This is a genomic window from Pedococcus sp. P3_C7 (assembly GCF_056402615.1).
The window spans coordinates 90,358-103,391 of sequence record NZ_JBFUHC010000009.1; the positions used below are offsets into that span (position 1 = coordinate 90,358).

12 protein-coding genes are annotated in these 13,034 nt (G+C 71.4%); 8 read left to right on the forward strand and 4 right to left on the reverse strand.

Features of this window, described 5'->3' with window-relative positions; translation table 11 throughout:
* The first annotated feature begins 79 nt into the window (after positions 1–79).
* Positions 80–463 (forward strand): Rv2175c family DNA-binding protein, encoded by a 384-nt coding sequence (locus tag AC1DS4_RS13185; RefSeq protein ID WP_477613188.1) that lies wholly within the window; start codon positions 80–82, stop codon positions 461–463.
* 34 nt (positions 464–497) lie between these two features.
* On the opposite strand, the gene AC1DS4_RS13190 is transcribed toward AC1DS4_RS13185, so the two are convergent.
* Positions 498–1,583 carry a polyprenyl synthetase family protein gene (locus AC1DS4_RS13190; protein ID WP_477613187.1) on the reverse strand — a complete coding sequence of 362 codons (1,086 nt, stop codon included), beginning with the start codon at positions 1,581–1,583 and terminating at the stop codon, positions 498–500.
* A gap of 94 nt (positions 1,584–1,677) precedes the next feature.
* On the opposite strand from AC1DS4_RS13190, the gene metF reads away from it, so the two are divergent.
* On the forward strand, positions 1,678–2,616 hold the full coding sequence (gene metF, locus AC1DS4_RS13195; protein WP_477613186.1) for a methylenetetrahydrofolate reductase [NAD(P)H]: 939 nt from the start codon (positions 1,678–1,680) through the stop codon (positions 2,614–2,616).
* Between the two features lie 24 nt (positions 2,617–2,640).
* Here the strand turns inward: metF and AC1DS4_RS13200 are convergent, their stop codons facing one another.
* The gene (locus AC1DS4_RS13200; RefSeq protein ID WP_477613185.1) at positions 2,641–3,912 is read right to left on the reverse strand and encodes an MFS transporter; all 1,272 of its coding nucleotides are present in this window, start codon (positions 3,910–3,912) and stop codon (positions 2,641–2,643) included.
* 102 nt (positions 3,913–4,014) lie between these two features.
* Between AC1DS4_RS13200 and AC1DS4_RS13205 the strand changes: the two genes are divergently transcribed.
* Positions 4,015–4,335: an ArsR/SmtB family transcription factor gene (locus tag AC1DS4_RS13205; protein WP_477632280.1), complete on the forward strand. Its 321-nt coding sequence runs from the start codon at positions 4,015–4,017 to the stop codon at positions 4,333–4,335.
* A 25-nt stretch (positions 4,336–4,360) separates the two neighbouring features.
* Here the strand turns inward: AC1DS4_RS13205 and AC1DS4_RS13210 are convergent, their stop codons facing one another.
* Positions 4,361–5,185, reverse strand: coding sequence for an HAD-IIA family hydrolase (locus AC1DS4_RS13210; protein ID WP_477613183.1), 825 nt, complete (start codon positions 5,183–5,185; stop codon positions 4,361–4,363).
* Positions 5,186–5,308: 123 nt separating this feature from the next.
* Entirely contained in the window at positions 5,309–5,833 is a 525-nt protein-coding gene (locus tag AC1DS4_RS13215; RefSeq protein WP_477613182.1) for a YbaK/EbsC family protein, read from the reverse strand.
* A 327-nt stretch (positions 5,834–6,160) separates the two neighbouring features.
* Here AC1DS4_RS13215 and AC1DS4_RS13220 point away from each other — a divergent pair, with 327 nt between their 5' ends.
* The 5 genes from AC1DS4_RS13220 to dinB are packed head-to-tail and all read left to right on the forward strand — an operon-like array spanning position 6,161 to position 12,862.
* Positions 6,161–6,505: a DUF6504 family protein gene (locus AC1DS4_RS13220; protein WP_477613181.1), complete on the forward strand. Its 345-nt coding sequence runs from the start codon at positions 6,161–6,163 to the stop codon at positions 6,503–6,505.
* The gene (locus AC1DS4_RS13225; protein WP_477613180.1) at positions 6,505–6,975 is read left to right on the forward strand and encodes an SAV_6107 family HEPN domain-containing protein; all 471 of its coding nucleotides are present in this window, start codon (positions 6,505–6,507) and stop codon (positions 6,973–6,975) included. The genes AC1DS4_RS13220 and AC1DS4_RS13225 overlap by 1 nt, the downstream gene beginning before the upstream one ends.
* Complete coding sequence (locus AC1DS4_RS13230; RefSeq protein WP_477623647.1) at positions 6,972–10,862, forward strand: DNA polymerase III subunit alpha; 3,891 nt, start codon at positions 6,972–6,974, stop codon at positions 10,860–10,862. The genes AC1DS4_RS13225 and AC1DS4_RS13230 overlap by 4 nt, the downstream gene beginning before the upstream one ends.
* Positions 10,863–10,905: 43 nt before the next feature.
* A complete protein-coding gene (locus tag AC1DS4_RS13235; protein WP_477646055.1) occupies positions 10,906–11,592 on the forward strand; it encodes a methyltransferase domain-containing protein in 687 nt (228 codons plus the stop codon).
* A 19-nt stretch (positions 11,593–11,611) separates the two neighbouring features.
* On the forward strand, positions 11,612–12,862 hold the full coding sequence (gene dinB / locus AC1DS4_RS13240) for a DNA polymerase IV (RefSeq protein WP_477613178.1): 1,251 nt from the start codon (positions 11,612–11,614) through the stop codon (positions 12,860–12,862).
* Positions 12,863–13,034 lie beyond the last annotated feature (172 nt).

Genomic DNA, 13,034 nt, shown 5'->3' on the forward strand with positions numbered 1-13,034 from the left:
CTTACATCGATGTAATTCACTCCCGGAGGCACTCCGGGACGCAATTTGCTTTGCAAGCGTTCGCTGGCACTCTTGTCCCGTGACCGATCAGCCTGCGGACCCCGCGGAGACCCCCCTCGAAGACCTCGTCGGCTCCTGGCTGACCGTGCCCGACATCGCCGAGCGGCTGGGCATTCCACTGTCGTCGGTGCGCAAGCTGATCGAGGACCGCGAGCTGCTCAGCGCCAGGGTCGGTGAGCGCAACGTCGTCGCGGTACCGGCGCAGTTCCTCGAGGAGGACGTGTTCCGTCACCTGCGGGGCACCTTCACCGTGCTCGCCGACGGAGGCCTGAACGACGCGGAGATCCTCCGCTGGCTGTTCACCCGCGACGAGACGCTGCGCGTCGCCGGGACCCCGGTCGACAACCTGGCGGCCGGGTTCAAGACCGAGGTGCGGCGCCGCGCGATGGAGCAGGCCTTCTAGCGGCGACTGCCCAGAACGGGCGGCCTGAGCACGACTAGTGGGCCCGGGTCGTCGAGCTGTCGATCAGCTGGTCGAGCACCCCTGCCGCCTCGGGTGCGAGCTCACGCGTCGACTTGAGAGCCATCCGTGCCGAGCCGGCGAGGCGGGCGATGTCGGCCTCGACCGCGTCGACCGCACCTGCGGCTGTGATCGCCTCGCGCAGCCGGTGCACCGTCTGGTCGTCGAGCGCGGGGTCGCCCAGTCGAGCCTCGATGAGTTCGACCCCGGCCGGGTCGGCCCCGGCGAGGGCGTGCGCGATCAGCACGGTGCGCTTGCCCTCTCGCAGGTCGTCGCCCGCGGGCTTGCCCGTCGCGGCCGGGTCGCCGAACACGCCCAGCAGGTCGTCGCGCAGCTGGAACGCCTGGCCGAGGTCGAGGCCGTAGCGGGACAGGGCCGAGAGGTCCTCGTCGGACGCGCCACCGGCAGTGGCCCCGATGAGAAGAGGGTGCTCGACGGTGTACTTGGCGCTCTTGAACCGGATGACGTGCTCTGCCCGGTCGATCCGCTCCTGGGTGGACACGCCGTCCCACGACCGCGCGGACTCCACGACGTCGAGGAACTGGCCGCCCATGAGCTGGGTTCGCATCACGTCGAAGACGCCTCGCCCGCGCGAGAGGTGGTCGGGGTCGAGACCGGACGTCGCGTAGATCTCCTCGGTCCAGTTGAGGCACAGGTTGCCGGCGAGGATCGCGCCGGCCACCCCGAACCGGTCGGCGTCGCCGGACCACGACTCACGCTCGTGGCGAGCTGCGAGCGAACGGTGCGCAGCCGGCATACCCCGCCGGGTGTCACTGTCGTCCATGACGTCGTCGTGGATCAGCGCAGCCGCCTGGAAGAACTCCATGGCGGTGGCCACGCGGACGAGGGCGTCCGAGTCGGGCTGTCCGGTGGCGCGGTAGCCCCAGTAGAGGAAGGCGGCCCGCAGCCGCTTGCCGCCGGTGAGGAGGCGGGCGACGGCGCCGAGCAGCTCTTGGGCGTCGGGGCCCACCTCGGCGAGGACCCCGGCCTGGTGGGTGAGGACGTCGTCGACGGTGCGCTGTACGCGCTCACGAAGGGACGCGGCGTCGAGCGGGCTGGTCACCACGCGTTCCTCCCGGCGTCTGTCGATCCGCGGAATGTCTCATCCTGTGCTGGCACTGAGCCTACGGCGTGGGCCCTCGACTAGTCTCACCGCCATGGCTTTGGGGCACACCTCGGGAGTGGATCGACCGACGCAGCAGCCGTTGTCGATCCCCGGAATGCTGGCGGCGCCGCATCCCTCGATCAGCTTCGAGTTCTTCCCGCCCAAGGACGACGCCGGGGAGTCCATGCTCTGGGACGCCATCCGCCGCCTGGAGTCCGTGCGACCCGACTTCGTCTCGGTCACCTACGGCGCGGGCGGCTCCAACCAGGACCGCACGGTGCGCGTCACCGAGCGGATCGCCCGTGAGACGACGTTGACGCCGTTGGCGCACCTGACCTGTGTCGGCGCGTCCGTGGCCGCGCTGCGCCAGGTCGTGGGCCTGTATGCCGCGAGCGGCGTCCGCAACATCCTCGCCCTCCGGGGCGACCCGCCGGGCAACGTCGGCGGCGAGTGGGTGGCTCACCCCGAGGGCCTCAACCACGCGACCGACCTCGTGGCGCTGGTGCGGACCCTGGGCGACTTCACGATCGGGGTCGCGGCGTTCCCTGACGTGCACCCAGCGTCACCGAGCTTCGAGCACGACGTCGAGGTCATGGTCCGCAAGGCCGATGCCGGCGCGAGCTTCGCCATCACCCAGATGGTCTTCGACGCCGACAGCTACCTGCGGCTGCGCGACGCCGTGGCGGCTCGTCGCGACCTGCCGATCACCCCCGGACTGATGCCGGTGACGAACTTCAAGCAGGTGGCGAGGATGTCCGAGCTGATGGGCACCCCGTTGCCGCCGGCCGTCGTGGGCCGGCTCGAGGCGGTCTCGCACGACCCCGCCGCGACCCGTGAGGTGGGCGTGCAGATCGCCACCGAGCTCGCCGACCGGATGCTCCGTGAAGGCGCACCGGGGCTGCACTTCATCACGATGAACCGCTCGACGGCGACCCTCGAGGTCTACCGCAACCTCGACCTCACCACGCGCAGCGCCGCAGGCCTGGCCTGAGCGCTGTCCCCGTGGTCGGTTCGGTCAGTCCCGGGTGGTGAACGCCCTGGCCAGGGCGGCGGCTGCAGACAGCGCGACCACGGTCAGCCCGTAGACGGTTGCCGTCGTCTCGAGGCCGAACCGCGGGACCGCGAACCCGGCGGCGACCGCCGGCAGCCCGAAGGCGAGGTAGCTGACGACGAACACGCTGGAGAAGAGCTCGCCGCGCTGGGCCGGCCCGACGGTCGGGGTGATCGAGCGCATGATCCCGAGGAAGGACGTGCCGAAGCCCGACCCCGCGACCACCGCGGCCAGGAGGAAGGCGACGAGCGACCCCGCGTGCAGCGCGACCAGCGTCAGCACCGTGCCGACGGCGAGCATGGTCGTGCCGTAGAGCGTGATCCGGCGGGGTGTGCGCTGTCGGCCGAGGTAGGAGCTGAGGGCGCCGACCCCGGTGAGCACCGTGACGACCGCACCCTGTTCGACGTGGCTGCGACCCCCGAGCAGCTGGCCGACGATGGGCGCGCCCAGCGAGAGGTAGAGGCCACCGGTGGCCCAGCCGGCGAACAGGGCCGGTGCGCTGCGCCGGAACGCAGGTCGGGCAGCAGCAGGTATGCCGACCCGTGGACGCAGCGAGCGCAGCCACCCCTGGTGACGTGGCGAGGTCTCGGGAAGAGCGAGGACGCCCACCGCCAGTGCGAGGTAGGCCGCGGTGAGCGTCGCGAAGACGAGCGGGAGGGCGTGCGGGCTGGAGTCCAGCACGGCACCGGCCGCGAGCGCGCCTGCGGCGAGACCCAACAGCGGGGTGACGCTGTTGAGCGTCGCGGCGAGTCCTGGGCGGGTGCCTGGCTCGAGGTCCACGACGGCTGCCGACATGGTCGACATCAGCAGGCCTGCGGCGACACCTTGCACTGCGCGCGAGACCAGCAGGGTGCCGACGCCGTCGGCGTGCCAGAAGCCGACCATGCTCACCGCGAGGACCAGGAAGCCGACGGCCAGCACCGGTCGGCGTCCGATGTGGTCGGACAGGGAGCCGGTCACGAGCAGGGTGACCAGGAGCGTGACGGCATACACCCCGAAGATGGTGGTCATCGTCCCCGCCGAGAAGCCGATCTGGGTCTGGAGCACCGGGTAGAAGGGTGATGGTGCGCTCGCGCCGACCATCAGCGCCACGACCGACGCGAGGGCGAGCACGAAGGCGGGGCGACGGGGGAGCCGGCGTCCGCGTCCCTCACCGTCGGCGGTGGAGCTCTTGGTGGTCGAGCTGGTGGTGGTCGAGCTGGTCGTTCCGGTCGGGATGCTGCTGGTCGCACTCATGACGGGCCTCTCGGACGAAAACAACGGTTCGAAACTTATCGAACTGTCAATCTGCCCTGGACATTCCCGATCTTGCCAGATTGGTTCGAGTATTATCGAACCATGCTTGCAAACCAAGAGCTGCCACACCCGGCCATGGCGGACGTGGCGCTCACCGACGTGCTCTTCGCGCTGAGCGACCCGGCCCGGCTGCAGATCGTCCGGGACCTCGCCGCGGGCCCGCTCGAGATGGCCCAGTGCGGTGCGACGAACCCGGCACTGCCCAAGTCGACAAAGTCCCACCTGATGAAGGTGCTCCGCGAGGCGGGCGTCATCCGCAACGAGCCTCGTGGCCGTGAACGGCTGGTGTCGCTGCGCCGCGAGGAGCTCGACGTGGCCTTCCCGGGGCTGCTCGCCAGCGTGCTGGGCGACTCGCGCGGCTGACCCGGCCGGGCGGCATACCTCGGGGTCAGCCGCTCGAGTCGCTCGAGGCTCCTGTCAGCGGACGCAGCTCGGTGACGAGCGGCACGACGTCGGCGATCGAGTCGACGACGCGGGTCGGCTGGTAGGGAAAGCGTTGCACCTGCTCGCGCCTGGTCGACCCGGTCAGCACGAGGATGGTCCGCAGCCCCGCTTCCAGTCCGCTGATGACGTCGGTGTCCATCCGGTCGCCGATCATCACGGTCGACTCGGAGTGGGCGTCGATCCGGTTGAGCGCGCTGCGCATCATCAGGGGGTTGGGCTTGCCGACGAAGTAGGGCCGGTGGCTGGTGGCCGCGCTGATCAGGGCTGCGACGGAGCCGGTGGCCGGCAGCATGCCGTGCGGGCTGGGCCCGCTGACGTCGGGGTTGGTGGCGATGAAGCGGGCTCCGGCCTCGATGAGCCGGATCGCCTTGGTGATCGACTCGAACGAGTAGGTGCGGGTCTCGCCGAGCACGACGTAGTCGGGGTCGCGCTCGGTCATCGTGTAGCCCACCTCGTGGAGCGCCGTCGTCAGGCCTGCCTCGCCGACGACGAACGCGCTCCCGCCCGGCCGCTGGTCGGCGAGGAACTGCGCTGTGGCGAGGGCGGAGGTCCAGATCGACTCCTCCGGCACGTCGAGACCGCTGGCGAGCAGCCGGGCCCGCAGGTCGCGCGGGGTGAAGATCGAGTTGTTGGTCAGGACGAGGAACCGCCGCCCTGACTCCTGCAGTGTGGCAATGAAGTCGGCGGCTCCGGGGATCGCGCTCTCCTCGTGGACGAGGACGCCGTCCATGTCGGTGAGCCAGCACTCGACGGGCTTCGGTGTGGTCATGGGCCCATTGTGTCCGAGTTGCGTGCGGGGTCTGGGGGAGTGCCGGGTGGCGGACGTCGCGGAGGATGGAGTGCCTGAAGGAGGTGGCGCCCTGCCATTGGCCACGAGCGCAGTAGCGGCGCCTCAGGCGACCTCGATCGCGTGGCCTCCGGTGACGCGGAGCAACTCTTCGTAGGTCGTGCGGAAGACGGTGTGGCTGTGGCCGGCAGCCGCCCAGACGTGGCGGTAGCGGCTGAGTGAGACGTCGACGAGAGTGCGGACCTGGCTGCGGTGGCCGACTGGCGCCACGCCCCCGATGGTGAAACCGGTCGCCTCGAGGACGAAGTCGGCGTCTGCCCGGTCGAGGTGGTCGACGTCGTCGACGAGGTCGGCGACCTTGACCAGGTCAACCCTGTGTGCGCCCGAGGTGAGGATGAGCATCGGGCTGATCGTGCCGTCCGGTGCGTGGGCCCGGAAGACGAGCGAGTTGGCGATCTCGGCGGGGGTGATGCCCAGCGCGGCGGCCGCGGCGGCCGCGGTGCGCACGGCGTCCGGGAGGGTGACCACCTCGGGGACGACGTGGTGGATCGCAAGGTTCTCCAGGACCCTGCGGACGGCAGGGTGCCCGGTCAGGTCGGGGGCCGACGTCGGCACGTCGGACGCTGTCATGGCCGAAGACTAGGGCCGTGCGGTCACGCCTGTCACCAGTCGTCTGGAGGGGGTTGACGGACTGTCCGTGGCGGGGTGTACCGTTCTTCTTATCGAACACCTGTTCGAACTCGTGGTTCACGACGACGACCGATCCACCGGTCACGGCCCCACACCGTGGTGGGCGGTCATCCCGCGGACCACTGCGGCTCTGGCCCTGTGAGCAGGCGCCTCGACCCCGCCTCTCACAGGGCCCAGAGCGCATCACCCGGTGACGCGGCAGCGCTGTGTCTGGTGGCGCTGCGCCATGCCCGCAACCCGAAAACCAGATCCCCGAAGGAGCGCCCTGTGGTCCGCCGCTACGAAGAGCCCATCGAGGTCCGCGAGGGCGCTCGCGAGGACCTGACCCCTGGTCTGGGAGAGGTGGCGGGGCGCGGTCCGAACGCCTTCGTCTGGCGTGGCCGGCTCTATGTCGTCCGGGCCGTGCTCGACCGCTGGCAGGAGCGGCGGCCGTGGTGGCGCGACGCCCGCGAGCGCGAGGGCAGCGACGTGCTCACCGATGCGCGGGAACGACAGGTCTGGCGGGTCGAGGCGAGCGCCGGCCGACTCGCCGGGATCGGGGTCTACGACCTGTGCGCCGACCCCGCCAGTCACGCAGGCAGCCAGTGGCGGCTGCTGAGGGTGGCGGACTGATGGGCGCCCGAAGTGCACACGGGACTGCCCAGGGGGCGGCCAGCGGAGCTGCTGCCACGCTCGACCTGCTGGACCGGGCACGGCACTCGCTGCTCGAGGCCTGCCAGAGCGAGGAGGTCGCCCGACGCTATGACCAGGCCCAGCTCGGTGCCCTGCGCGCGGCTGCCGCCGTGGTCGCCACCCGCATCACGTCCACCCACCAGTCCGCGGGCCAGTCCGGTCCTCGCAGCCTGTGGGAGCTGCTGCCCACGGTCGCGCCCGAGCTCTCCGAGTGGGCCGGGTTCTTCGACGTCGTGGGAGCTCGCCGCCACCACGACCACAGTGCGCGCGAGGCCGACGACCTGCTGCGCCAGTCCGAGCTCTTCCTCGACCTCGTCTGCCGGACCCTGGGTCTGCCAGTGCCCAGGTCGCCGTACGACCACCTGCTGGTGCCCACCGCAGTGACCAGCACTCCGGGGGCCGGCCCGTGAGCACCGAGTTCGCCCACCTGCACGTCGCGTCGGGGTTCTCGATGCGCTACGGCACCGCGACGCCCCAGGCGCTGGTCGAACGCGCTGCCCAGCACCGTCAGCCGATCCTCGCGCTCACCGACCGTGATGGTCTCTACGGTGCGGTCCGCTTCGTCCAGGCCGCCACCGCGGCCGGCATCGCACCCGTTCTGGGAGTCGACCTCGCGGTGGGCCCAGATGCGATGGGTTCAGATGCGGTCGGTCCGGGTCCGGTGGGTCTGGATGCGGTCGGTCCAGCGGTGAGGGGGCGGACCCCTGTCCGGGGTGGCGCCGAGCGCGATGCCCGCCATCCACGGGTCACCGTGCTCGCGCGGGGACGAGCGGCTGGGGTGCCCGCAGGGGTGGGGTGGGCGGCACTGTGCCGGCTAGTCACCCAGACCCACCTGCGCGGTGAGCGGGGAGTGCCCGTGAGCTCCGCCGCCGTGGTCGCAGCAGCGTGCGGCGGCGCAGGTGAAGGGGAGCCCAGTCCGCTCGTGGTGCTGCTCGGCCCCGACTCCGACGTGGGACGGGCGCTGCTGGCCAAGCGCACCGACCGGGCCCGTGAGCTGCTGGATTCCTGGCGGCGCCGACTGCCACCTGACGCCGTCGTCATCGAGGTGGTCTGCCACGGGGGACCCGAGGGCACCCCGGCATCGCGCAGTCATGCCCGACGGCTGCTGGGGCTCGCCGACGAGCAGGGCGTCACCGCGGTGCTCACCGCGGCGGTGCGCCACGTCGATCCCGGGGAGTCGGCCGTCGTCGACGTGCTCGACGCCGCGCGGCGGCTGGTCGCCCTCGACACCCGGCACCTCGACCGGGTCACCGACGCCGCCCACCTGGCCACGACCGACACGATGCACGCCATCGCCCGTGAGATCACCGGTGGCGACCTCGGCCGGGCTGACGACCTGGTCGGGCGGACCCTGGCTCTGGGGCTCGGCTGCGCCCAGAGCGCCCGCCATGACCTCGGCATCGGGTCGGTCCACCTGCCCGAACCCGACCGGGTGGGGGTCGATCCCGGCATGAGTGCCCAGGTGGTGCTCGAGCAACGGTGCCGCGCGGCGGTGGCCGGGCGCTACCCCGGGGCCGGCGAGCGCGACCTGATGGCGGTGGAGAGCCGGCTCACCGACGAGCTCAAGGTCATCGCGGAGCTGGGCTACCCGACCTACTTCCTCACCGTCGCCGAGGTCGTCGACCTGATCCACGACATGGGGGTCAGAGTCGCGGCTCGCGGCTCGGGAGCCGGGTCGCTGGTCAACTACCTGCTCGGGATCAGCGGGGTCGACCCGATCCGCTACGGCCTGCTGATGGAGCGGTTCTGCTCGCCGCTGCGGGCCGAGCTGCCCGACATCGACATCGACGTGGAGTCGGCCCGCCGCACCGAGGTCTACGAGCGGGTCCTCGACCGGTTCGGCGGTGAGCGGGTCACCTGCGTGTCGATGATGGACACCTACAAGGTGCGGCACGCCATCCGGGACGTCGGGGCGGCGCTCGGGCTGCCGCCGGTGGAGATCGACGAGATCGCCAAGGCGTTCCCGCACATCCGGGCCCGGGACGCCCGCAACGCCATCGCCGAGCTGCCCGAGCTGCGTTCGCGAGGCCTGGACAGTCCTCGGCTGCGAGCCCTGTTCGACCTCGTCGAGCGGCTCGACGGGTTGCCCCGCCACATCGCGCTGCACCCGTGCGGCGTGATCCTGTCCGACGGCAGCCTGCTCGACCGGACGCCGGTGGAGGCGAGCTGGCTGGGTTTCCCGATGAGCCAGTTCGACAAGGACGACGTCGAGACGCTCGGGCTGCTCAAGCTCGACGTCCTCGGCATCCGGATGCAGTCGGCGATGGCCCACGCCGTGCAGGAGGTCCAGCGGGTCGACGGAGTGCAGGTCGACCTCGACGACCAGGCCCAGGTGCCGCTCGACGACGAGGCGACATTCCGCCTGATCCGCACCAGCCACACCCTCGGCTGCTTCCAGATCGAGAGCCCCGGACAGCGTGAGCTGATCGGCAAGTTCGGTCCGGAGCGGTTCGAGGACCTTGTCATCGACATCTCGCTGTTCCGGCCAGGCCCGGTGAAGTCCGACATGATCACGCCGTTCCTCGAGGCCCGGCACGGCTGGAAGGAGGTCAGCTACCTGCACCCCACGCTCATCGAGGCACTGCAGGAGACCGAGGGAGTCGTCGTCTTCCACGAGCAGGTGCTGATGATCGTCGCCGAGACGACCGGGGTGTCGCTCGCCCAGGCCGACGAGGTGCGCCGTGCCCTCGGCACCCCCAAGGGACAGCTCGAGATCGAGGCCTGGTGGCGACCGGCCGCCTCGGCCCGCGGCTATGCCCCCGCCGATGTCGACCGGATCTGGGAGGTGCTCAAGGCGTTCGCGTCGTTCGGGTTCTGCAAGGCCCACGCCGCGGCCTTCGCCCTGCCGACCTATCACTCCGCGTGGCTCAAGACCCACCACGCCGCAGCGTTCCTCGCCGGCGTGCTCACCCACGACCCGGGCATGTATCCCAAGCGGCTGATCCTCGACGACGCCCGGAGCCTGGGCATCGCGGTGCTCGGCCTCGACGTCAACGTCTCGACCGGCAGCTACCGCATCGAACGCCTGGACTGCGACGACCCGTCCGGGTTCGTCCCGCCGCACCCCGACCTGCCCGATGCCAGCGACTACGGCATCCGGCTGTCGCTGGCCGACGTCCGCGGCATCAACGACGCAGAGGTGGCCCGCATCGTCGCCGGGCAGCCCTACGCCGGGCTGGCCGACTTCTGGCACCGCGCCCACGTCTCGCGTCCGATCGCCGAACGCCTCGTCCTCGCGGGGGGTTTCGACAGTCTCTACGGCATGCGGGTGGCCTCCGCGGGCATCGACGCCGGGGGACTGGGTCGTCGGGGCCGGACCACCCGTCGTGACCTGCTGCTGCACGTCGCCGAGCTCGACCGCTACGGCCGGGCACTGGACCGTTCGGCGCGTCGGGCGGCGCCACGCCGGGCCAGGGGGAGCCGTGCCCTGCCGGTGTCGGACCAGCACCTCGAGGGTGGGCAGGTGCGGGCCCGGGCGGCAGCGCAGTCGCAGGCAGCGCTGCCGGTACGCGCAGCCGACCAGCAGGCGACCCAGCTCGCGCTCGACCTCGGTGACCGACCCGAGCTCACCAGTGGCACCGGCCTGCCCGAGCTGAGCGGTCCCGAACGCGTCCGCGCCGAGCTCGACATCCTCGGCCTCGACGCGAGTGCCCACGTGGTCGACTTCTACGCTCCGATGCTCGATGCGCTCGGAGTCACCCGCAGTCGCGACCTGTTGCGGGCGCGCAGCCGGTCCACCGTGTGGGCGTGCGGGGTCAAGGTCGCCACCCAGACGCCGCCGATCCGGTCAGGGCGACGGGTCGTCTTCCTCACCCTCGACGACTCCACCGGACCGATCGACGCGACCTTCTTCGAGGATGTCCAAGGTCCTTATGCCGCCACGGTCTTCCACTCGTGGATGCTGCTCGTCCGTGGTGTGGTGCGTCGCACCGGTCCGCGGGGCATCTCGCTGCGGGCGACGGGTGCGTGGGAGCTCACCCCGTTGTGGGACGCGTGGCGAGGTGGTGGCCTCGAGGCGGTGTATGCCGCGATGGATGCCAGCGAGCGCGCCGCCACCGAGCAGGCTGAGGCGTTGGAGGCTGCCCACCAGCAGCAGGTGGGCGCAGGACGGCGAGTCCTGGTGCATGCCTCGGGCTTCCGGCAGTCGCCCTATGCCGACACCCGGCCGCCGGGCGAGGACGTGCGGGGGTCCCACCGCCTCGGTCAAGGGGCGGCGGTGCCCGACGCGGGAGGGGCGGATCAGTTCACGCCGCCGCGCAAGCTCTGGCACTCGAGCCCTGGCAGCTCCGGTCACTGACCACAGTGGTGGGGGGGGGGGGGGGGGGGGGCGGGGCACCCTCATCGAGCGCCAGCAGGCCGAGCTGGGTCGCCCCCTGCGGGTCCTGGACCTCGGGGGCGGCACCGGCGGCCTCGCGGTGCCACTGGCCGAGCTCGGCCACGACGTCACCGTCGTCGACCCGAGTCCGGACGCCCTCGCCTCCCTGTCGAGGCGCAGCGCCGAGCGTGGCGTCGCCGACCGGGTGACCGCACTGCAGGGGGACGCCGACTCCCTGGCCGACTTCGTGGGCGACCAACCGGTCGACCTGGTCTGCTGCCACGGCACCCTCGAGGTCGTCGACGACCCCCAGGCCACCCTCGCGGCGCTGGCCGCAGTGCTGGCTCCCGGTGGTTACCTCAGCCTGGTGGCCGCGGGGCGGCTCGCCGTCGTCCTGGCCCGGGCGCTGGCCGGGCAGTTCGCCCAGGCCCACACCGCCCTGACCTCCGCAGACGGCCGTTGGGGCGGCGCCGATCCGCTGCCGCGCCGGTTCGACGCCGCCGCGCTGCAGGCCCTGGTCGAGCAGACCGGGCTCGTCGTCGAGGACGTCCACGGCGTGCGGTTGTTCAGCGACCTCGTGCCGTCGGCGCTGATCGACTCCGAGGCCGACCGCATGGCCCTGCTCGAGCTCGAACAGGTGGCCAGCCGCCACCCCGACTTCGGGTTCCTCGGACAGTTGGGCGCGGCCGTGCACGTCCTCGCCCGACGCTGAGGGCGAACCGGGGCCACCGATGAGCCGGCGCCAGTACGCGCTCCCGCAGCGCGGGGGGGAGCACCCACCCGATGACACGGGGTGCACCGTCCTGCACGTCGACATGGACGCGTTCTACGCCTCCGCGTCGCTGCTGAGCCGCCCCGAGCTCGTGGGCACTCCCGTCATCATCGGCGGCGGGGGCAACCGCGGCGTCGTCCTCTCGGCGACCTACGAAGCCCGCAAGTTCGGTGTGGCCTCGGCGATGCCGATGTCCCGCGCGCGACGGTTGTGTCCCACGGCGACCGTCGTCGCCCCCGACCACCGCCTCTACAGCCAGATCTCGGCCGCGGTCATGGCGACCTTCGAGACGATCACCCCGGTGGTCGAGCCGCTCTCGCTCGACGAGGCCTTCCTCGACGTGTCCGGCTCACTGCGCCGGCTGGGCAACCCCGCGAGGATCGGCCAGCTCATCCGCGACACCATCCACGACGAACAGGGGATCACCTGCTCGGTTGGAGTCGCCCCCACGAAGTTCGTCGCAAAGCTCGCCTCAGGACTGGCCAAGCCGGACGGCATGGTCGTCGTGCCGCGCGACGAGGTGGTCACCTTCGTCCAGCAGCTCCCGGTCGGGGCGCTCTGGGGAGTGGGGGACAGGACCGAGGAGACGCTGCTGCGCCTCGGCCTGCACACGGTCGCCGACATCGCCCACACCCCCGTCGACACGCTGCGACGGGCCCTGGGAGAGAGTGCCGGGCCGCACCTGCACGACCTGTCCTGGGGGCGCGACTCGCGCCAGGTCGAAACCCAGCGTCGCGAGCGCAGCATCGGCTCGGACGAGACGTTCGAGTTCGACGTCGACGACCCGGCATACATCCACCGTCAGCTGCTCAAGCTGAGCGACCGCACCGCGGCACGCGTTCGTTCGGCCGGGGTGCTCGGGCGCACGGTCTCGATCAAGGTGCGGTTCTCCGACTTCACGACCATCACCCGCAGCAAGACGCTGCGCGACCCCACCGACGTGAGCCGGGAGATCTTCGACACCGCCAAGGGCCTTTACGACGCCCTCGGGCTCCAGCGCGCCCGGATCCGGCTGGTCGGGGTGCGGATGGAGGGCTTGGTCGAGAGTGTCGGGGCTCCCATCCAGGGCACCCTGGACGAGCCCGACCACGGCTGGCGCGACGCCGACCGCGCCGTCGACCGGGCCAGCGCGCGGTTCGGTGCCGGAAGCGTCCGACCGGCCAGCCTGATCCCCGACGGGGATCGCGACAAGCCGCGCGACAGGCCGTGACCAGCATCGAGGTCAGCCCACACCGGGCTCGGAGAACGGGTAGTGCAACCACGCCGGGGGACATATCCTGAAGACGTCAGCGGACGGCCACTGACCGGCAACGATGCTCCCGGCGGGCAACGATTCTGTGGCCTGATGCGTTTAGTGGGTGCACGCCGAACGTCCAGGAGGT